Annotated in this window: 20 protein-coding genes and 1 pseudogene; 7 read left to right on the forward strand and 14 right to left on the reverse strand. The window is 71.2% G+C overall.

From position 1 onward, the window contains the following. On the forward strand, positions 1 to 447 hold a 447-nt coding region (locus tag ACZ4MF_RS14310), incomplete at its 5' end, for a LytR C-terminal domain-containing protein (RefSeq protein WP_467492308.1). An 83-nt stretch (positions 448 to 530) separates the two neighbouring features. Beyond that, positions 531 to 737 carry a Sec-independent protein translocase subunit TatA gene (gene tatA / locus ACZ4MF_RS14315; protein ID WP_467492309.1) on the forward strand — a complete coding sequence of 69 codons (207 nt, stop codon included), beginning with the start codon at positions 531 to 533 and terminating at the stop codon, positions 735 to 737. 20 nt (positions 738 to 757) lie between these two features. Here tatA and ACZ4MF_RS14320 read toward each other — a convergent pair whose 3' ends face one another. Then, on the reverse strand, positions 758 to 991 hold the full coding sequence (locus tag ACZ4MF_RS14320; RefSeq protein WP_467492310.1) for a hypothetical protein: 234 nt from the start codon (positions 989 to 991) through the stop codon (positions 758 to 760). Positions 992 to 1,051: 60 nt separating this feature from the next. Next, on the reverse strand, positions 1,052 to 1,222 hold the full coding sequence (locus ACZ4MF_RS14325) for a twin-arginine translocase TatA/TatE family subunit (protein ID WP_467492311.1): 171 nt from the start codon (positions 1,220 to 1,222) through the stop codon (positions 1,052 to 1,054). Between the two features lie 233 nt (positions 1,223 to 1,455). Here ACZ4MF_RS14325 and ACZ4MF_RS14330 point away from each other — a divergent pair, with 233 nt between their 5' ends. Continuing rightward, entirely contained in the window at positions 1,456 to 2,520 is a 1,065-nt protein-coding gene (locus ACZ4MF_RS14330) for a LacI family DNA-binding transcriptional regulator (RefSeq protein ID WP_467492568.1), read from the forward strand. Here ACZ4MF_RS14330 and ACZ4MF_RS14335 read toward each other — a convergent pair. From ACZ4MF_RS14335 to ACZ4MF_RS14350, 4 genes are read right to left on the reverse strand one after another with little or no spacing between them, the layout of a single operon-like run. After that, entirely contained in the window at positions 2,483 to 3,868 is a 1,386-nt protein-coding gene (locus ACZ4MF_RS14335) for a glycoside hydrolase family 32 protein (protein ID WP_467492312.1), read from the reverse strand. The genes ACZ4MF_RS14330 and ACZ4MF_RS14335 overlap by 38 nt on opposite strands. Continuing rightward, the gene (locus ACZ4MF_RS14340; protein ID WP_467492313.1) at positions 3,865 to 4,719 is read right to left on the reverse strand and encodes a carbohydrate ABC transporter permease; all 855 of its coding nucleotides are present in this window, start codon (positions 4,717 to 4,719) and stop codon (positions 3,865 to 3,867) included. Before ACZ4MF_RS14340 ends, ACZ4MF_RS14335 begins: the two co-directional genes overlap by 4 nt. 14 nt (positions 4,720 to 4,733) lie before the next feature. Next, positions 4,734 to 5,681 carry a carbohydrate ABC transporter permease gene (locus ACZ4MF_RS14345; RefSeq protein WP_467492314.1) on the reverse strand — a complete coding sequence of 316 codons (948 nt, stop codon included), beginning with the start codon at positions 5,679 to 5,681 and terminating at the stop codon, positions 4,734 to 4,736. Continuing rightward, the gene (locus tag ACZ4MF_RS14350; RefSeq protein ID WP_467492315.1) at positions 5,678 to 7,087 is read right to left on the reverse strand and encodes an extracellular solute-binding protein; all 1,410 of its coding nucleotides are present in this window, start codon (positions 7,085 to 7,087) and stop codon (positions 5,678 to 5,680) included. The genes ACZ4MF_RS14345 and ACZ4MF_RS14350 overlap by 4 nt, the downstream gene beginning before the upstream one ends. Before the next feature lie 159 nt (positions 7,088 to 7,246). On the opposite strand from ACZ4MF_RS14350, the gene ACZ4MF_RS14355 reads away from it, so the two are divergent. Further along, complete coding sequence (locus tag ACZ4MF_RS14355) at positions 7,247 to 8,827, forward strand: glycoside hydrolase family 32 protein (protein ID WP_467492316.1); 1,581 nt, start codon at positions 7,247 to 7,249, stop codon at positions 8,825 to 8,827. Here ACZ4MF_RS14355 and ACZ4MF_RS14360 read toward each other — a convergent pair. Next, entirely contained in the window at positions 8,817 to 8,966 is a 150-nt protein-coding gene (locus ACZ4MF_RS14360; RefSeq protein WP_467492317.1) for a hypothetical protein, read from the reverse strand. The genes ACZ4MF_RS14355 and ACZ4MF_RS14360 overlap by 11 nt on opposite strands. Positions 8,967 to 9,334: 368 nt before the next feature. Here ACZ4MF_RS14360 and ACZ4MF_RS14365 point away from each other — a divergent pair, with 368 nt between their 5' ends. Next, the gene (locus ACZ4MF_RS14365; protein ID WP_467492318.1) at positions 9,335 to 9,895 is read left to right on the forward strand and encodes a hypothetical protein; all 561 of its coding nucleotides are present in this window, start codon (positions 9,335 to 9,337) and stop codon (positions 9,893 to 9,895) included. Between the two features lie 156 nt (positions 9,896 to 10,051). Here ACZ4MF_RS14365 and ACZ4MF_RS14370 read toward each other — a convergent pair. Then, positions 10,052 to 10,162, reverse strand: a pseudogene (locus tag ACZ4MF_RS14370) (cold-shock protein); the annotation flags it as partial. A gap of 7 nt (positions 10,163 to 10,169) precedes the next feature. Between ACZ4MF_RS14370 and ACZ4MF_RS14375 the strand changes: the two are divergent. Continuing rightward, on the forward strand, positions 10,170 to 10,607 hold the full coding sequence (locus ACZ4MF_RS14375; protein ID WP_467492580.1) for a hypothetical protein: 438 nt from the start codon (positions 10,170 to 10,172) through the stop codon (positions 10,605 to 10,607). 292 nt (positions 10,608 to 10,899) lie between these two features. On the opposite strand, the gene ACZ4MF_RS14380 is transcribed toward ACZ4MF_RS14375, so the two are convergent. From ACZ4MF_RS14380 to ACZ4MF_RS14395, 4 genes are all read right to left on the reverse strand, one after another. After that, positions 10,900 to 11,502, reverse strand: a complete 603-nt coding sequence (locus tag ACZ4MF_RS14380) for a GNAT family N-acetyltransferase (RefSeq protein WP_467492319.1) — start codon at positions 11,500 to 11,502, stop codon at positions 10,900 to 10,902. A gap of 45 nt (positions 11,503 to 11,547) precedes the next feature. Further along, the gene (locus ACZ4MF_RS14385) at positions 11,548 to 12,417 is read right to left on the reverse strand and encodes a class II glutamine amidotransferase (protein WP_467492320.1); all 870 of its coding nucleotides are present in this window, start codon (positions 12,415 to 12,417) and stop codon (positions 11,548 to 11,550) included. A gap of 166 nt (positions 12,418 to 12,583) precedes the next feature. After that, complete coding sequence (locus ACZ4MF_RS14390) at positions 12,584 to 13,498, reverse strand: TIGR01777 family oxidoreductase (protein ID WP_467492321.1); 915 nt, start codon at positions 13,496 to 13,498, stop codon at positions 12,584 to 12,586. Between the two features lie 108 nt (positions 13,499 to 13,606). After that, entirely contained in the window at positions 13,607 to 14,554 is a 948-nt protein-coding gene (locus tag ACZ4MF_RS14395) for a TIGR01777 family oxidoreductase (RefSeq protein ID WP_467492322.1), read from the reverse strand. A gap of 169 nt (positions 14,555 to 14,723) precedes the next feature. Between ACZ4MF_RS14395 and tpg the strand changes: the two genes are divergently transcribed. Then, a complete protein-coding gene (gene tpg / locus ACZ4MF_RS14400) occupies positions 14,724 to 15,278 on the forward strand; it encodes a telomere-protecting terminal protein Tpg (RefSeq protein WP_467492323.1) in 555 nt (184 codons plus the stop codon). A 39-nt stretch (positions 15,279 to 15,317) separates the two neighbouring features. Here the strand turns inward: tpg and ACZ4MF_RS14405 are convergent, their stop codons facing one another. After that, positions 15,318 to 17,312, reverse strand: a complete 1,995-nt coding sequence (locus tag ACZ4MF_RS14405) for a HEAT repeat domain-containing protein (protein WP_467492324.1) — start codon at positions 17,310 to 17,312, stop codon at positions 15,318 to 15,320. Positions 17,313 to 17,441: 129 nt separating this feature from the next. After that, on the reverse strand, positions 17,442 to 19,988 hold the full coding sequence (locus tag ACZ4MF_RS14410; protein ID WP_467492325.1) for a glycoside hydrolase family 127 protein: 2,547 nt from the start codon (positions 19,986 to 19,988) through the stop codon (positions 17,442 to 17,444). Positions 19,989 to 20,048: the final 60 nt, after the last annotated feature.

The raw sequence follows: 20,048 nt of genomic DNA on the forward strand, positions 1-20,048 counted from the left end.
AACGGCACCGCGGTGACCGGCCGCGCCTCGCAGATCGCGACCGCCCTGACCGACCAGGGCTTCAGCTCCGCCACCACCACCGCCAACGCGCCCAGTCTTGCGGCGACGACCACGCTGACGTACGGCGGCGGCGAGAAGGGCGAGGCACAGACAGCCGCCAAGGCGCTCGGCCTGTCCTCCGCGCACCTGAAGCAGGGCACCGGCACGGGCCTGACCTTGGTGATCGGATCGGACTGGCCCACCGGCACCTCCTTCCCCGGCGGCAGCTCCCGCCCCGCGCCCGCGGACACCCACGCCGCCGTCTCCAACGCCCACGCCTCCACCGCCGACGACTCCAAGACCTGCGCCAAGGTCAGCCAGTACAGGACGGTCAGTCTCAACGGTGTCTCGATGACGCCGGCGCAGGCGTACGCCGCGGCACGCGATGTCCCCGACTCCGACTCCTGATCGGCGCCGGGGGGACTTGCGCACGGTCGTATAGTTGCGCAAAACGGAAATCGGGAAAACGTATCTGGAGAGGGGCGGGCGTCATGCTGCGCAACGGACTGGAACCCTGGCACCTGCTGATCGTCGCGATCGTCATCATCGTGCTGTTCGGCTCGAAGAAGCTGCCGGAGGCGGCGCGCGGGCTGGGCAAGTCCATGCGCATCCTCAAGAGCGAGGCCAAGGCCATGAAGGACGACGGTGCGACTCAGCCGGCCACCGCCCCCGTCACCGAGGCGCGGCCGGCCGACTGAGCCATGCCCGCCCGCGCCGGTCAGGGACTGGCGATGTCGAAGCCGTACAGCAGGGGCTCGGCGGTCACGCCGTAGTCGCGGCGGTACAGGTACACGGCTTCCGCCCGTACGCCGTCGGGGGAGGCGGCCTCCACCTTGCAGGGGTACGTCACCTGGATCACACGGGGCCGGTCGGAGACCTTCATCCGCAGCCCGTCCGCCGGCCCGCCCGCGAGCACGGCGGTCTCCCAACCCGTCACTTCGGTAGTGTCCACGGCGCACAGTTTAGAGGTTGCGCAAGTTTTGATCCGGTGAGCCGGGTCACTCCGGTCTCGTCACCGATGCGTACGGCGCTCCGCTGTGTCCTCGCCCCTCAGCGCACTGGCCTCGCTCTTGAAGATCCGTGTCGCCTCGCCCGCCGACCGGGTCAGCTCCGGCAGCTTGCGTATCCCGACGATCACGGCCACGACCACCAGGATCACGGCCAGCTCGCTCAAGCCGAACATCAGGACTGCCTCCACACTCGATCTACAGGTCTGTAGAAGTATCGCTCGCTGGCGATCATCCGACAACCCCGCCGCCCGATCTCCCCGATCCGCAAGGTGTGACCTGGGAGAACGTGGTGTGCGTCGGGCTGCTGATCGCCACGGGACCTCCCTCGACTGTGTTGTACATCGTGCGTCACGGATAGGGTGAGCAGTGATCAACCGGACGGGCGGGGATGAGGGCAGCGCGCGGCATGGGCGGCACGGAGGAGAACCAGTCGACGGGGTCCGGGCGTCCCACGTCACGGGACGTCGCCCGGCTCGCCGGGGTGTCCCACACCGCTGTCTCCTTCGTGTTCAACGGGCGTGCCGAGGGCAATCTCTCGCCCGCCACCCAGGAGCGGATCCGCCAGGCGGCCGCCCAGCTCGGCTACCGCCCCGACCCCGTGGCCCGCGGCCTGCGTCGGCGTCGTACGGCCGTGATCGGCCTGGTCACCGACGAGATCGCGTCCTCACCCTTCGCGGGCCGGCTGCTGCGCGGCGCGATGGAGACCGCCTGGGACAGCGAGCACCTCGTCCTGACCGTGGACTCCGGCGGCGACCCGGCCAAGGAGGACGCCGCCGTCGCCGAACTCCTCGACCGACGCGTGGACGGCATCATCTACGCCGCCATGTCGCTACGACGGGTTCGCGTCCCCGAGGGACTGCACCGCACCCATTCCGTCCTCGCCAACTGCCTGCCCGAGGACGACTCCCTGCCCTCCGTCATCCCCGCCGAACGCGCCGGGGGTCGCACCGCCGCCCGGCTCCTGCTGGAGGAGGGGCACCATCGGGTCGCCGTGGTCGGTGGCCAGGACGACATCGCCTCCGTCGAGCGGCTGCGCGGCTACCGGGACGCCCTGCGCGTCGAGGGGATCACGGTCCCCAAGGAGTGGGTCCTGCGCACCGGGGGCGAGATCTCCGGCGGTTACGAGGGCGCGATGCGGATCCTCGACGGAGCGCCCGCAGATCGCCGCCCGACCGGGATCTTCTGCTACAACGACCGGGTCGCGGCGGGCGTCCTGCACGCCGCGACCGGCCTCGGCATCGCCGTCCCCGCCGACCTGTCCGTGGTCGGCTACGACGACCAGGAGCACATGGCCGAGTTCCTCACCCCGCCCCTGACCACGGTCGCGCTCCCACACCGCGCGATGGGCGAGGCTGCCGCCCGGCTCCTCCTCGACTCCATCGAAACCGGACGCACTCCGCCCGCCACCGCGCGGCGCATCGCCTGCCCGGTGATCAGTCGAGCGTCCGTGGGACCAGCGCCCATCCCATGACGGCGGTCGCCGCCCCCGACACGACGAGCTCGGGCACGTCGTCGGGGCGCAGGTAGACACGCTCGGTGATCGTGGCCCGATCGTCGACGAACAGCTCGAACAACGAACCGTCGACGAGCACCCGCAGCCGCTTGCCCGGCGTCCGCACCACGATCGGCGCCGACCCGTCGACAGGCGTACGCGGCCGGTCACCGCGATCCAGCGTCACGGTGCCCGCGTCCGGGTCCAGCCGCACCGTCACCCCCGCACCTGAGGCGGACCGCAGCAGGCTCACGGTGGTGGGTCCGTGTGCGGTGACGGTGAGGTCGTACGACTGCGGAAGCGATACCTGGCCGCCCGGTGCGGTGACGAACGGCTCGGGCGCGCGCAGCAGTTCGAGCTCCTTCGCCGGTACGACGCGCAGCGTGCCGTCCGGATGTACGTCCACCTCTCTCGGCGCGGTGAGGACACCGGCCCACCCGGCGAGGTCCACCTCGCCCTGCTCGCGAGCTTCCCAGGACCAGCCCCACATCAGGGCCCGGTCCGGCTCCTGGAGCACGGCGGGCGCGTAGAAGTCCCGCCCGTGGTCGAGCCGGCCGCCGGTCCGTACCTCGAAGCGCAACTCGCCGTCACCGTACTGCGATAGACGCCCCGTCAGATATCCTGTGGTCCACGGGTCCCCGTCCCACAGCGATACCACGAGCACCCGTTCCCCACTGGCCGTCGCGTACATCTGCGGGCATTCCCAGCCGACGGCCCGATCGCCGAACAACTCGGCCGCCACGGGGTCGTTGCCGTCGAGGAGCACTCCGGCGAACCGCCAGTCGGTCAGGTCGTCGCAGTCGTACAGCAGGACCGACGGTGTGCCGTCGGCGTGCCCCGCACCGACCAGCGCCCATCGCCGCCCGCCGTCGGTGAACACGAACGGGTCGCGGAACATCACGACGCCGAGGCCGGCCGGAGGACCGGCCGCCACGGGCGTCGGCAGTGGTTTCCAGTCGGTCAGCGTCTCGTCGTCGGGGACCACGGCCCGGGCCAGGCAGATGGAGCCGCGGCCGGTGTGGTGGCGGTCGACGCCGGTGTACACGGCGGTCGGTACGCCGTCGTCGTCGACCACGCAGCCGGACCAGCAGCCCGCCTCGTCCGGGCCGCCGGGTGTCGGGGTGAGCGCGATCGGGTGGTGCTCCCAGTGCGCCAGGTCGGGGCTGGAGGCGTGGCCCCAGTGGACGTTCGCGTGCACCGGGGCGTCGGGGTTGTGCTGGTAGAAGAGGTGGTAGCGGTCCCGCCAACGGAGTGGACCATTGGGGTCGTTCATCCAGCCGGCGGGCGGGCGGACCCTGAAACGCGGTGCGTTGGGGTCATGGTTCAACGGTTGACTCCTGCGGACGTGATGCCCTCGCGCAGAGGACGTTGGCCGACGACGAACACCGCGACGGCGGGAAGCATGGACAGGACGACACCGGCGAGGACGACGGAGATGGAACCGGTGCCGAGGTTGCCCTGGAGCGAGACCAGGCCCAGGGGCAGCGTGTAGTTCTGGCCGGAGGTCTCCAGGATCAGTGGCCGAAAGAACTCGTTCCAGTGGTAGTTGAAGGCCAGCACGCCGACGATCGCGAGGCCGGGAGCGGCCAGCGGCGCGTACACGGAGCGGAAGATCCGCCAGGGCCCGGCGCCGTCCAGCATGGCCGCCTCGCCCAGGTCCTTGGGCATGCCCAGGAAGTACTGGCGCATCAGGAAGGTGCCGAACGCGGTCGGGAAGGCCGGGATGATCAGGCCGAGCAGGGTGTCGGTCAGGCCCATCGACTTCAGCACCAGGAACACCGGCACGATGGTGACCTGCAGCGGCACCATCATCGTCGCCAGCACCAGCCCGAACAGGGGCTTCTTGAAACGGAATTCGAGGCGCGCGAACGCGTACCCGGCCAGTCCCGCCGTGATCATCTGGCCGATCGCGATCAGCGCGGTCACCAGGGTGGAGTTGAGGGCGAGCAGCCACACGTCGAGCTGGTCGAACACCCCGCGGTACGCGGCGGTCGTGGGATGCGTCGGGATGATCTTCGGGGGCAGGTCGAAGGACTGGGCCGGGGTGCGCAGCGAGGTCGACACGGTCCAGATGACCGGGCCGAGGGTCAGCAGCGCGCACACGGTCAGGGCGGCGATGCGTGCCCACGGCCCGAGCGTGTACCGGGCGCGGCTCGGGGGCAGGGTTGCTTGGCTCAAGGGACTCACCCGGCTCACTGGTAGTGGACGAAACGCCGGCTGAGCCGGAACTGGAGGGCGGTCACCGCCATGATCAGCACGAAGAGCAGCACGCCCACCGCGGACGCCTCGCCGAAGCGCAGCTGCTCGAACGCGGTCTCGTAGATGACCATCACGACGGTGCGGGTGGAGTCGCCGGGTCCGCCGTTCGTCAGCACGTACGGCTGCTCGAAGACCTGCAGCGCGTTGATCACGCCGACCACGGTCGCCACCAGCAGCGTCGGCGACAGCAGTGGCAGCGTGATGTGCAGGTGCCCCCGCAGACCGGTCGCGCCGTCGAGGGAGGCCGCCTCGTGGATCTCCTTGGGGATGTTGTTCAGGCCGCCGACGAACAGCAGGAACGAGAAGCCGAACTGCTGCCAGACGTAGACGATGACCACCGTCGCCATCGCCGCGTTCTCGGACGTCAGCCACGGCACCGGGGCGATCCCGACCAGCCCGATCAGCCAGTTCACCACCCCGAAGTCCTGGTTGAACAGGTACTTCATCACTACCGAGATCGATGCGGCGGACAGCACCAGGGGGAAGAAGAACGCCGAGCGGAACACCGAACGCAGCCACATCGGCATCCGCCCGTTCAGCGCGAGCGCCAGTGCCAGCGCGATGAGCAGTTGCAGGGCGACCGCGAACACCATGAACACGAGGGTGTTGCGGAAGGAGACCAGCACGGTCGAATTGCTGAAGACCTCACGGTAGTTGGCGGTCCCGGCGAAGCCGGGGGAGTCGATGACGTTCCAGCGGAACAGGCTGAGCACGACCGAGCCGACGATCGGTACGACCGTGAAGACGACGATGCCGACGATGGTGGGTGCCAGGAAGAGCGTGGCCAGCAGGCGGGTTCCGCGGTCTCGCGGGGACGTGCGCGGGGCGGGCGACGGACGGGCCGGCGTCCGCACGGGCGTGGTGAACTGAGTGCTCGTCATACCTCACGCTCCATGGCCTTCTCCAGGTCGCCCTGCATCCGGCGCAGCGCGGGCCGCACCGAGCGCGGGGAGGCCAGGGCGGTGCCGGTGTACTTCAGCAGGACCTCGGTCACCTCGGCGACCTGCGGCGGCGCCGGAATCGGCCCGGTGTCGGGGTACGTGTCGAGGGTGTCGTAGAAGACCGGCCAGCGTGCCGGGCCGGTTTCCTTGTAGCGTCCGGCGGTCAGCATCGAGCGGCGCGCCGGGGTCGTCTGGTTGGTGTCGAACAGCGCCGTGAGGGTGTCCTTGCGGGCGGCGTACTTGATGAACTCCCAGGCTTCGTCCTGCTTCCTGGAGGTGCGCAGCAGGGCGTAGCCGGCGGCGCCGAACTGCATGCGCTGGGTGCGCCAGCGCGGGAAGTACTGGACGTCGTAGGCGTCCGCCTTCATCCCGGCCAGGTGCAGTCCGCCCGCCCAGAAGCCGCCCGCGGGCGTGACGCCGACGCGGCCGGTGGAGAAGACGCCGACGAGGTTCTCGCCGTTGCCGCCCTCGGGGCGGGTGCAGAGGTTCTCCTGGATGAGGGAGGCGAGATAGTCGTACGCCTCCTCGACGCGGTCGTCCGTCGCCTGCGGGGTCGTCCAGCGGAAGCCGCCGCCGCGGCCCCTCCGTTCGGCGGCCGGATAGAAGGAGTCCCACAGCCAGGCGCCGCCGGGTGCCTTGGACTCGGCGAGGAGGTTGGTGCCGTTGTTGAACAGCCAGGGCACCACGCCGCCCCACAGCCGGTTGGTCCAGAAGTACGGGGTGAACTGGGAGCCGCTGGACTTCTTCATGGCCCGCAGCAGCGCGGTGAAGTCGTCGCGGGTCCAGTCCGGCGCCGGGAAGTCCGCGCCCGCCCGCCGCAGTACCTGCCGATTGAGGTACATGTCGGCCGCGTTGAACTCGACCGGCAGCTGGTAGAGATGCCCCTCGTACATCATCGACTCCACCAGCGAGGGGTGGACGTCGGCGAAGTACTCCTTCAGGTCCGCCGCGTCACGCTTCACCCAGGGGTCCAGCGGGACCCCGAGCCGCTGGGCGAACAGCTGGACGCCCTCGGTGGCGACGTAGACCAGGTCGGGGGCGGTGCCCGCCGCGATCTGGGTGAGGATCTTCGCGAAGAAGTCCGACCAGTCGACGGCCTGCACCGCGTTGATCCGGAGCCTGATGTCCGGGTGCGCTTTCCGGAAGCCCTCGGTGAGCGTGCGGATCGCCTCCGGCCCGTAGGCCGGGCCGAGGGTGGCGACGACGAGCGAGCCGTCGTCGCGGCCGGGTATGTCGGCCCCGGTGAGCCGGTCCCAGCTCGCGGCGGTGCCGGCCAGGGCGGCGGCTCCCGCCCCGTAGGCGCCGTACCGCAGCAGTGCGCGGCGGGTGAGGTGCGAGTCGGTCATCCAACGTGCCTAACTCGTGTTAGATCAGGGTTGATGCCCCAGATGATGTGAAGCGCGTCACGGCCGTGTCAAGAGTCCTGAACCCTTGACCTTTAACGAGTTAGGTCGCACAGTCCTGGTTCACATGAGCCACCGTTCTCACGAGAGGAACGATGTGTGATGCCTGAGATGTCCAGGAGAGCCCTGTTCGCAGGGTCGGCCGTAGGGGTGGCGGCCGCGATGCTGCCCGCGACGCGGGCAGCCGCCACGCCCACCGCCGCGCCGAGGCCCGCAAAGGCGCGGCCGAAGGCGGCGGCCGGCTGCGCCAGCTACCGCGCCGGGTACCACCACACGGTCCCCGACGGCTGGAAGAACGACCCGCAGCGCCCGGTCTGGATCAACGGCAAGTACCACTACTACTACCTGTACAACGCGGACTACTTCACCGGAGCCGTCGGCACGGCCTGGCGCCTGGCCACCAGCACCGATCTGGTGACCTTCCAGGACGGCGGCGTCGCCGTACCGAAGGACACGACCCCCAACGGCGACGTCTGGTCGGGCTCGGCGGTGGTCGACACGGACAACACCGCGGGATTCGGGGCGGGTGCGGTCGTCGTCATCGCCACCATGTCGCCCGGCGGCGGCACGGACCATCAGGAGCAGTTCCTGTACTACTCCACCGACCAGGGCCGTACCTTCACCAACCACGGCACCGATCCGGTGCTGCCCAGTCCGGGTGTGGGGGCCGACTTCCGCGACCCCAAGGTGATCCGCGACGGCGAGCGCGGCCGCTGGGTGATGGCCCTCGCCGAGGGCACCAAGGTGGGCTTCTACCACTCCGACGACCTGAAGAAGTGGACCTCCGTCAGTGACTTCGTCAAGGAGGGGCTCGGCGCGCTGGAGTGCCCGGACCTGTTCCGGATCACCAGCGCGGACGGCACCGCCAAGTGGGTGCTCGGGGTGAGCGCCAACGGCAAGGGTTCGGGGCTGCCGAACACGTACGCCTACTGGACCGGCAGCTTCGACGGCAGCACGTTCACCGCCGACGCCACCGACCCGCAGTGGCTCGACCACGGCTTCGACTGGTACGGCGCCGTCACCTTCGAGAAGCGTCTCGCCGACGGCTCGACCGACCCCGCCACCCGGTACGCGATGGGCTGGCTGAACAACTGGGACTACGCGGGCACCACGCCCACCATCGACTGCGACGGCTTCAACGGCACCGACTCGATCGTCCGCGAGGTCACGCTGAAGCGGACAGCCTCCGGCGCGTACTACCTCGCTTCACAACCCGTCGCCGCCCTGGACGACCACGTCTCACGCACGGTGAACCTCGGCGACATCGAGGTCAACGGCAGCCGCGTACTGGACTACACCGGCACCGCCTACGAGCTGACCTGCCGGATCACCTGGAACCAACTCACCGGCGCGGGCCTGCAACTGCGCCGCTCCGCCGACGGCAGCCGGCACATCGATGCCGGCATCTACAGCGACTTCGCATTCCTCAACCGGCGCGGCGCCGTCAACCCCGACACCTCCGGCAAGTGGCAGGAGAGCCACACACCGTTCGACCCGTCCGCAGGCATGGTGACGCTGCGGATCCTGGTGGACCGAACGTCCGTCGAGATGTTCGTGGACGACGGTCGGTACGTGCACTCCACGGAGGCGTTCCCCTATCTCGTCGACACCGGACTGGCGCTGTTCACCATCGGCGGAACGGCCGTCTTCCGGGACGTGGTGATACGGGAGTTCACCGTGTGAGGCAGCCGAGGTCCGGCCCGTAGTCGGGATCCTGCCGGTGATCGCCTGGACGGGGGTCGAGTTCGTGCAGTTGCCGGCGTATCCGGTTGGTGATGCGCGTGCGTTCGGCGACCAGGTCTTCGCGGTGGTCGACCAGCAAGCACAGTTCCCTGCTGGGCCCGGCCAGCCGGGCTGTGGGTAGGCCGGGTGCGGTGTAGGGGTTCGACCTGATCCGGGGGTTTGCTCCGGCGTCGGAGTGAGTGCCCGGATACAAAGACGCCCGCCTCCTGGTCTTCGGGACACCTGCGCTTCCCCGGTTCGCTGTGCACTCTGGCACCGGAACCCCCTCTTCACCGTGCAACTCGACACTCCACACCATGCGTTGATGAGCCTAGTTTCGCGATGGAACGCAACCCGCCCGCGGTTCCCCTGGCCGTCCGTGCACAGGCAGCTGCTGCGCGGACGAATGACGGGGACCGTCCAAGGCCCCTCACCAGGGCCTCCACTCACACAGGGGGAAGCACACCCATGCTGAAACTCGGGAAGGCCAAGCGCGCCGTCGCCCTCGGAGCCGCCACCGTCGCCCTCGCCGGCGTCGCCACCATCGGCCTCGGCGGCACCGCCGGCGCCGCCCAAACCCAGCCCAGGGCCGGCACCGCCTGCACCTCGTTCCAGGTCGGCGACAAGATGCCCTACGGCGCCAACGGGATGACCGCCGGCTGGATCTCGCAGTGGTACAGCACCTGCAATGGTTACACCTACGGCCGCTGGGACTGGAACACGAACTTCATGCTGGCACACCCCGGCCGCCAGGTCGTGTTCGGCGTGGAGTCGGACAGCATCGACGGGGGCCAGCCGCACTTCGGCGGCGTGCTGAACTCCACTCCTGGAAACCCTCTGTTCGCCTACTGGGGAAAGCCCCACACCGAAGCGTCGGACAACATCTGGCGCGCGGGCGCCGAGCTGGACAACAGCGGCTGCGTGGCGTGGAGCTCCGCGCACAACTACAACGATGGCGCCGAGGTGGCCGGGCCGTACGCAGGCTGCAACGACAGGAACTGGAGCCAGATCCCGTGGACTGCGCCCTGAGCCAGGTCGGAGACATCCGCGGAACGTCTGGCCGACGTGAATCCAAGGTCTGAAGGTTGTACGGGCCATCCGACGTCAGGACGACCACGGCGGACACAGCCGTCGAAGACGCATCCGGAGTCGGCCGAGCCGACCGAAGACGACTGAGGCCCGAACGAAGAGTGAGGCCCCGCTCGCGCGGAAGTGCACGAAGACGTCCGGGCCGCCGCCGTCCTGAGCGATGAAACCGAAGCCCTTGTCCCAGCAACGATCACCCGGAGGAGAAATGCGACGAATGCTCGGCACCAGGGCCGCAACCGTGACTCTGGCAAGCGCGGTCCTGCTCGGTGGGCCGGCCGCAGCGCCGAACGCCTCCGCCACCGACTGGGGAGGCTGCCGCGCGTGGGAACCCGTGGCTGCCGGCGTGACCCTGTCGCCCTGTGCCTATCCCACCATCGACGGTCGGCTCAACGGCTGGACCTACGTGAGCGATCCCACCGGGCTCAACATCGACGTCTGCGCCCAGGTTCTCCGAGTCAACCCGGATGGCTCCACAACGGAGGTGGCCGACCTCCATTGCGCCGGCTGGAGTAAGCAACCCTGGGCCTTCCAGCCGGGCTACCTCTCGATAGCTCCCGGCAAGTACGTCGTGCAGGCCGGCTTCTGGGCCACCATCAACGGCCACTACGGCTACCAGGGCTTCGTGCAGTCCCCGCGCGTCGACATACCCTGACGGACGCTGAGCGGGCCGGCACTGCGCGCGCGAGACTGTCCGGCGGGTCACCCGTGCAGCCATGGCCGGATCGCGGCGAGCGTGACTGCGCCAGGGAAGACATACGCTCGCTTGTCGTACCGGGTGGCCACGGCGCCTGACGGTTGCACGCCGATCCCGGCGCTCGGGGATCGCGTGGCGGATCTGCCGCTGGAGGCGGCCAAGCAGGAGCGGCTCGCCGTCGAGGCGGCGCAAGCCGCTGCGCTTCGAGGCGGGCGAGTGCAACTGCCGGGCCCCCGACGGGTGGGCCGGGCTAGAGCTCCGGTGCCGGTCGTTCCACGCGGCGGGACATGAAGAGGGCCACCTCGCCGGCGGACTCCGTGCCGTCGTAGAGCGAGGTGTCGAGCCCGCAGAAGGCGAAGCCCATGCGCAGGTAGGCGCCGACGGCGGGCGCGTTGACGTTGCTGACCTCCAGCCACATGTGCGCCGCCCCGCACTCCCGGGCGAAGCCGAGCGCGAGCCGCATCAGGTCCCGCCCGATCCCCTTGCCCCGCCACGCCGGTGCCACCTCGATGTCACGGATGGTCAGACGCGCGTTCCACGGCGCGAACGAGGCCGTGACGAACCCGCACACCTCGGTACCGGCGACGGCGACCATCGTGCGGCTCGGACCCGTGTCGTCGTCGGCATCGGGCTCGTCGGGTTCGTCGTCCGGGAAGGCCTTGTGGAGGGGAGGGGCGACGGGGATGCGCCGGAGCCCGAACCCACCTTCCGTGACGGTGACTTCGTACACGGAGTCCGTGGTGAAGGAGGAGTCGACGCCCGCCAGGGCATCGCGGTCGCCGGGCCGGGCCGGCCGGTAGACGACGGGGCCGGCCGTGCCGGGAACCGTCGTGCCCTCTCCAGTCGTGTGCATGCCCCGACCGTACGGGAGCCCGCGTGACGCCGGTGTGCGCCCGCGCTATGCGGGACGCTGCGAGGCGGCCGCGGTGGGCCGGAGATCGGCCAGGGTGAGGGGATGGGCCGGTGCGTCGGGCAGGGCGATCCGGCTCGTGGTGTGCAGGTCGGGGCCGACGTGGAGCAGTTCACCGGGATCCAGCAGGCGCCACAGCGGGCTCTCGTCCATCGGCTCGCTGGCCACGACGACGGAGGGGAGGGCGCCCAGCCGGGCCGAGCGGACCCGCAGATGGCCGTACCGGCCCGCGTGGTCTAGGTGCCGGGCGCCATGGTGACCGCCTGCCGGGCGGCGCAGCACGTACAGCTCGTGCGTGGCGGGATAGCGCAGGGCCCACAACTCGTCGGCGGTGGTGAGGACGACGTTGAGGGCGAACAGGGGAAGGCGTTCGGCGACCCAGCGCGCCGCGGCGGCGAGGCCCGCGGACACGTCGCCGCCGTGCGCCGCGGTCTCCCGGGTGACCAGGGCGAAGAAGCGCTCGGAGTCGGTGTCGCCGCGCACCAGGGACCGGTCCTCGCCCAGGTGGCGGTCGAGTTCGTCGAGCCCCTCGATCACCCCGTTGTGCGCGAACAGCCGCCCCTCCTGCTCGAAGGGGTGGGTGTTGCGCATGTCCAGGCCGCCGGTGGAGGCGTAGCGGATGTGCGCGAGGAAGGTGGCCGACTCGACCTCCTGGGCCTCCCGGGCGAAGGCGCGGTCCTCATAGGCGGCGATCGGGGCCTTGTGCACCTCCGGCGTCCCGTCGGCCTCGAAGTAGCCCAGCCCGGTGCCGTCGGGTTCGCGGTGGCTCTGTGCGCTGAGGCTGTCGGGGGCGTCCAGCAGCCAGAACGTGGCGTGTGTGCGGTGGGGGGAGCTGATCAGTCCGAACAGTCGGCACACGGCATCCTCCTTGTCGCCCTTGCCACCGGTCCTCCGCCGGGACCCGGCGCCGTACGGAGCGGGACGACCATGGTCCCGCGCGCCGGGCCTTCCCGCACGCGGCGCCGGTGAGGACATACCCGCCCGTGGCCGGAAACCCGCGTCGGGTTTGCGCCGATCCGGGGCCTCAACCGGCCGTGCGCAGCACCGAGCCGAGGGCTTCGCCGACCGTCGGGTGGGCGAAGGAGAAGCCCGCCTTCTCCAGGGCGCCCGGGACGACACGGGCGCTGCACGTGATGCTCGTGGCGAACTCGCCCAGCACCGCGCGCAGGGCGACGGCGGGGACCGCCGCGATCGCCGGGCGGTGCAGGGCGCGGCTCAGGGCCCGGGTCACCTCCCGGTTCGTGGGCGGCTCGGGGGCCGTGAGGTTGACGGGGCCGGACAGCTCTTCGGTGTCGAGGGCGAAGCGGAGCGCCGCGATGTGGTCGGTCAGCGAGATGACCGGCCAGTACTGGTCGCCGGAGCCGAGCCGCCCGCCGAGCCCGAGCCGGAAGAGCGGGAGGAGCCTGCCGAACGCGCCGCCCTCGGCGGAGACCACCAGCCCGGTGCGCGGGTGCACCACGCGGACGCCGGCCTGCCGGGCGAGGTCGGCGGCCGCCTCCCACGCGACGCAGACGGAGGCCAGGAAGTCGTCCCCGGCCGGCCCGCTCTCGTCGGTGGGCCGCTCCCCGGTGTCGCCGTAGTAGCCGGTCGCGGACGCGGACACCAGGACGCGGGGCGGGGCGGCGGCCGCGGCCACGGCACGCGCGAGGGCCGTGGTGCCCCGGACCCGGCTGTCGAGGATCTCCCGCTTGTGCCCCGAGGTCCACCGCTTGTCCCCGACGCCCGCGCCGGCCAGGTGCACGACGGCGTCGGCTCCGTCCAGCGCGCCGGGCTGGACCCGCTCCGCGACCGGGTCCCAGTGGGCGGTCTCGCTGCCGTCCCGAGGAGCGACGGCGGACCGGTCGCGGACGAGACGGACGACCTGGTGGCCGTCCGCGAGCAGCGAGCGGGTGAGAGCGGAGCCGATGAGTCCGGTGGACCCGGTGATCGCGACGCGCATGGCGTCCTCCCGAGCAGGCGTGGGCGGTTCGCATGATTCAAATTTGAATCATGAGGGACCCTACACCTGATGCTTGTAGGTTCAAGTAAAGCCTGTGGGTGTGCGGATTCACCGGGGCCGCCCCGGTATCCGCTGGACGAGGTCCATGGCGGCGGAGTCCCAGGTGGGATGTGTGAAGGTGAAACCGGCCTCGCGCAGCCGCCCCGGCGTCACGCGGCGGCTCTTGAGGAGCAGTTCGGTGTCCGAGCGGAACGCGAACGCGCCCAGTTCCGCCATCCAGCGCGTCGCGGGCAGTCCGAACGGGACGCCCCAGGCCGCGCGCAGGGTGCGCATGAACTCCCGGTGGGGGAGGGGGCCGGGGGAGGCGAGGTTCACCGGTCCGTCGATGTCCTGCCGGTCGACCAGGAACTCCACCGCGCGGACGAAGTCCTCGTCGTGGATCCATGAGACGTACTGCGCACCTCCCGCGACGGGCCCGCCCAGTCCCAGCCGGGCGAGGCCCAGCAGGACGTCGAAGACCCCACCGTGGTCCGGGCTCATCACCATCGCCGCGCGCAGCGCCACCTTCCGGGTCGCGGGCGTCGACGCCTCGCGCTGTGCCCGCTCCCAGTTCTCGGCGATCTGCACGCTGTAGGCCCAGTAGTCCGGCACGCCCGGCTCGGAGCCGCCGATCACGCCGGTCGCCTCGTCGTGCGCCGCGTCGAAGCGGTGGGCGTAGATCGTCGCCGTGCTCATCTGCAGCCACACCCGCGGTGGCCGCGCGGCCACCGCGATCGCCTCGCCCACCACGCGCGCGGATTCCACCCGGGAGTCCATCATGGCCCGCAGGTTCGCGGGGGTGTAGCGGCACGAGACGCTGCGCCCGGCCAGATTGACGACGACGTCGCAGCCGTCGATCGCCTCGGCCCACGGCCCGAGCGTGCCCCCGTCCCAGCCGATCTGACGTGCTCGCCGCGGATGTCTGGTCAGCACGGTGACCTCATGGCCGGCAGCCGTCAGCGCGCGGTCGAGAATCGTGCCCACCTGTCCGGTACCCCCGGGCAGAACCACCTTCATCGCGCCCCCTCCGTTCGTGTCGGACACAGCGTAGCCCTGGAATTGAACGTGTTCAAAACCGTAGCGGGTGTGTATGCCCCTCGGCTGTCCCGCAGCGTTCGCTCCGTCGCATAGGCTGACCTGCGAGACGGCCGACGCCAGGTCGTTTCGAGGTGGAGAGGAGCAGCCCGTGGACACCGTGGGGGAGAGCCTGGACCGGGCGCTGGAAGGGGCGTTCACCCGCCCCGTCCCCAAGTCCGCGCAGGCTCAGATGAAATACCTGGTCAAGCAACTCAAGGGCACACGGCCGGCCGCCGAACTGCTGGGCGTCTCGCAGCGCACCGTCGAGCGGTACGTCGTCGGCACGCTCCGGCATCCCCGCAAGGATCTCGCCGCGCGACTGGAGCGCGAGGTCAGGCAGCGCTGGCAGCCGCAGGTGCGGGCGCGGGCCAGGGACCGGGCCGCCACGGCGGAGGGCATCGTCGTCTCGGCGCGCGCCCGGTTCGGCTTCACCGCGGCGCCGGGCACCACGGACGACGCCCGGCTCCGCCACATCACCCAGGCCCTGCCGCCCCGTTGGGCCGAGCGCCTGTTCGCCGCCCGCGACCGGGGCGCCACCGAGGCCCAGTTGCAGGACATCGCCGCCCAGGGCCTGGGCGAGATGTACTTCCGCGACGCCGGACGCCGCGCCCAGGGCCTGCTGGTGGAGTTCACCGACGTCGAGGACATCGACATCTCCCTGTGAACCAGGGCCTGTCGGCCGGCACCGGCCGACAGGCCCTGGTCACGGCAGGGCGAGCACGTCGTCGATCGCGGACCGGATCTCCTCGTCCTCCAGGAAGGCCCGGTAGTCCCGGTACGTCGACAGCCGCCGGTCGGACCCCCGCACCGCACGCAGGGTTGCCCGCGCCGCCGGAGAGACCGTGCCGATCCTGGCGAGGGCGCGCAGCGCGTCGAGGAAGAGGCCGTAGGCGTCGCCGCCGCCGGCGACGGGATGGACGTACGCCTCCAGGACGGATCCGGTCGGCTCCGGCTCGCCGGTGATCGACCACAGCGCGACCGCCGCGCGCAGCCGCACCCAGCTGTCACCGTGCTCCATGACATGCCGCACCCGGTCGGCGTAGCCCGCGGCCGCAGGTCCGAAGTCGCCGAGGAGGCCGACGGGACCGTAGAGCGGCGCCTCCCCGGTCAGCACCGCCTCCCCGATGAGCCGCAGTGCCGCGTCGCGGTCGCCGCCCAGGCGCCAGGCCGCCCACGCCACCTTGTGATGGTTGCCGGGGAAGTCGAGGACCGTGCAGCGGCGCACGGCGGGCTCGGCCGAGTTCGCGGCCGGTCCCATCGCCACCAGCGCGTCGAGTGCGTGCAGCGAGTACCGGGTGTCGTCCAGCAGGGCCGCCACGTCCGGCAGCGCGGGCGCCGCGGCCGGCCCCCACGCGGTGAGGACTTCCAGGAAGCAGCAGGTCAGCGAGCCGCCCACCCCGTCGTCCCGGAGCAGTTTGCGCACCGCGGGCAGCAGGGCCTGCGCGTGCGCCCGCAGGGGGATCAGGACGTCCTCGACCTCCGGCAGGCGCGGGTCGCCCGAGACGTACGCGCGTGAGTACTGGCCCCCGTACGGCGCGTACAGCCGCTCGACGAGCCCCGGCAGGGCCCGCTCCTCGCCGATGCGGGTCAGCGCCCAGCGGGCGTGGTCACCGACGGTGCCCTCAAGAAACCCGGCCTCGCCCGGGTCGTCGAGGAGGGCGGCCAGCTCGTCGGCGTACGGCGCCGCCCGCGGCCCCAGCACGGCCAGCAGGTGGGCCGCCCGGTACCGTACGCCGTCGTCCGGATCGGCGAGCAACGCCCCCGCGAGCGGCACCAGCGACGATGCCGCGGACGGCCGGACCACCAAGAGCCGCCACCCCTCGTCCAGCGCGGCCCGGCACAGCAGCGTGTCCCCGTTCCGGCGCGCCGCGCCGATGAGCCGGACGACGAAGGCGAGTCCCGTCCGCGGCGCGCCCTCGAACAGGCGGGCCGTCCAGGAGACGACATCCTCACGGGTGAAGCCGTCGTCGACGTCCGGGACGTACCAGATCGCCTCGAACTGCGGGCGGACATCCGGGTCGGACAGCACGTCCACCAGCAGGTCCAGCTCCCGGACCGCCGCCCGGGCGTCGAACGAGGCCCAGGCGTACACGGCCGCGACCCGCATGACGGGACCCTCCGTACGCAGCGCCCGGGCCACCACCGCCCGCACCCGATCCACCGGGTGCGCGTCGGCGCAGTCGGCTGCGGCGGTGCCCAGCGCGAGCAGCACAGGCAGCCGCACCGTCGGGTCCGTCTCGGCGTGCCACCGCTCCAGCAGCATGCCGATCCCCTCGCCGAGGGGCAGGGCCTCCCGCCGCACCTCGGGCAGCGGGTCCGCGAGCAGCGCCCGGAACCGGGGGCGCTGGGCCCGCCATGCCTCGTGCCACCCCGCGTCCACCCGGCCCGGGTCGGCTTCGGCCGCCGCCTCGGACAAACTCGCCAACAGCCGGACCAGCGTGACCCGGGCGCCCATGCCCGGATCGCCGGCGAGGGCGACGACGAACGGCAGCGCGGCGGTCGCGACGGCGGCCACGTGTCCGGTGCCCAGCGCGAAGCAGCCGAACAGGGGGTAGCAGTCTTCCTCGGTCGCCGCTCCGCCCTTGAGCGCCAGGCGACGCAGGGCTCCCCCCATCTCCTTGGCCGGGTGGTGCCCGAGCGCCGACTCCAGCCGCTCCCACGGCACCTCGTCCAGCGCCTCCAGCGCCATGCCTGCCACGCCATCTCCCCCTGTGACCGCGAATGGGCGTTCCGACGGACACTCTGTCATCGAATGGCGGCCGAATGGCGGCCTCCGCGGGATCGCCGGACGGGCCCGGGCTCTCGTGACGCCCCCGCCGGCGAGGGCCTACGCGTGGGCGAGGGCCGTGACCTCCGCCGCGGTCAGTGTCCTTCCGTAGACCCTGAAGTCGTCGACCGCCGCCTTCAGGTACGGGTCCGGGTACTGCGACCTGCCGATGTAGGCGGCCCGGATGTGGTTGCCGAAGTCGCGGGGCTCGACGGCGACCGCCGTGTTCCGGCCCACCTCACGGCCGTCGGCGTAGAGCACGGCCGTGCCGGATCCGTAGGTGACGGCCACATGCACCCAGCGGTCCGTCGGCAGCGGGTCGGCGTCGATGCGCTGCTCGGCTCCGGCGCCGCTCGTGGTGATCGCGTAGCGCAGGGTCCCCGCGTCGCTCAGCGGGGTGAGGAACATGTTGGCGCCGACCCCGGTGCCGAAGTCGAAGATCCGGCTCCAGGTGGCGGGCCGCCCGGCGAGGTTCACCCAGGTGGCCACCGAGTAGGCGGACGCGCCCGCCAACAGGTCGGCGGCCACGGCGACATGACCGTCCGTGCCGTCCAGCGCGACGGCGCCCGCGAGATGCCCCTGGGCCCAGGTGGCACCGCCGGTCAAGGTCGCCGTCCGCCCGTTGCCGGTGGCGTCGGCGGCGCTGGTGCCGGAGGCCTCGTCGAAGCGGTACCAGGCGGCGAACGCCGGGGGCGGGGACGGGGGCCGGCCGGTCAGCCAGTAGACGTTGTAGTACTGGTGGTGGACGCGGGCGACGGGCAGCAGCGTCACCGTCTCCTGGCCGGCCGTCGCGCTGAACCGCAGCGGGTCGGCCGATGTCTGCCGGATCGTGCCCGTGTCCAGCCGGGGCATCGAGCGGCTCTGCGTGGTGCCGTACGCCCCGGCGAGCACCACCGGACCGTGCAGCACGGCCTGGACGTCCGGGTCGTCGGGAGTGGCTTCGAGGGTCGTGCGCATCGGCAGGGCGACCTCGACCTGGTCGCCGGTCTTCCACGCACGGTCGAGGCTCAGCCAACTACCCGCCTCCAGGCGGTCTTTGAGGGTACGGCCGTTCAGCTTCACGCGCGCGCCGCAGGCCCAGGCCGGGATGCGCACCAGCAGCTCGTGCCGCGCGCTCCCGGCGGTGACCCTGAGCACAGTCGAGGCGGTGTCGGGCAGCCGGGTGGTCTGCCGCCAGGTGATCCCCTGCTCCTGCCAGTGCACCTCGGACGGGATGAACAGGTTGACCAGCAGCCGCCGTTCGTCGTGCGTGTAGATCGTGTCCGCGAACTTCGCCTGTGTCTCCATGCCGGTGCCGTGGTCGCAGGAGAAGTTGTCGTAGTCGGTGGAGTACGCGTTCGGGTCCGTGCCCATGAAGGACGGCTGCCGCTTGAAGGAGCCGGGGCCGAGGCCCGTGTAGTAGATGTCGAAGCCGTGCGCCGAGTCCGGATCCTGCTCGCCGAGCATCTGGTTGAACAGGGTGCGCTCGTAGTGGTCGAGCAGGTCGGTGCGGTCCGGGGCCTCGAAGTGCAGCAGCCGGGTCAGCTTGAGCATGTTGTAGCTGTTGCAGTTCTCGCAGGTGCCGTTGGACAACTGGGCGGCGATGGCGTCCGGTTCGTGGAAGGCCTCGCCGTTGCTGTTGCCGCCGATGACGTACGAGTGGTGGGCGGTGACGATCTGCCAGAAGTTCTGCGCGATGGTGCGGTAGCGGTCGGCCAGACCTTCCTGCCACAGCCGCATCGCGCCGACCATCTTCGGGATCTGGGTGTTGGCGTGCAGCCCGGCCAGCCGGTCCTCGCCGGCGGCCAGGGGGTCGAAGACCCGGGCGTGGGTGAAACGCTGGGCGACGTCCAGCCAGACCGTGTCCCCGGTGATCGCGTGCAGATCGGCGAGGACGTCGTTCATCCCGCCGAACTCGGTCTCCAGCACCTGCTGCATCTTGGCGTAACTCAGTTTCCCCGTGCGGGTGTTGACCCACTCGCCGAGCTGCAGCACCACGTCGCGGGCCTGGGCGTTCCCGGCCAGCCGGTACTGATCGACCAGCCCCGCCATGATCTTGTGGATCGTGTAGTACGGCGCCCAGACGCCCGTCCCGGCCTCCAGCCGGTCGAAGAAGCTCTCCGGGAACGCCGACAGATAGCCCTTGCCGTACCCGGCCGAGGGCGACGCGGCCTGGCAGGCGGCCAGGGCCGCGACGAGGCTGCGGCCCTTGTCGCGCAGCGCGGTGTCTCCGGTGTTCGCGTAGGTGAGCGCGAGACCGGAGAGCAGATGACCGGTGGAGTGCCCGCGCAGCTCCACGCCCGGTGCCTCCCAGCCGCCGCAGGGCTGGGCGCCGGAGGGCAGGCCGACGTTCAGCCGGAAGGTGTGCAGCAGCCGGTCGATGTCGACGAAGCGCAGATAGGCGGTGTTGCGGTGCTGGTTGTCCTGGAACGGTCCGGCCAGCAGCGTCACCGCGGTCAGCGGGAACGGCTGGACGCGAGCGGCCTGCCGGCGCGGTGCCGAGGCGTGGTGCGGTGCCGAGGCGTGGTGCGGCGCTGCCTGGGCGGGGCCCGTGTCGGTCACCGTCAGGGCCGCCGCGGTCGCGCCGGCCGCCGTGAGGAAGGACCGTCTGCCGAGGGATGGGGTCACGAAGTCCTCCGCATGTCGAAGGCATGAGTGGTGCGTTCGAAATATCGAAGGCTGTGCGAC

It is taken from the genome of Streptomyces sp. NPDC025793 (assembly GCF_055558375.1).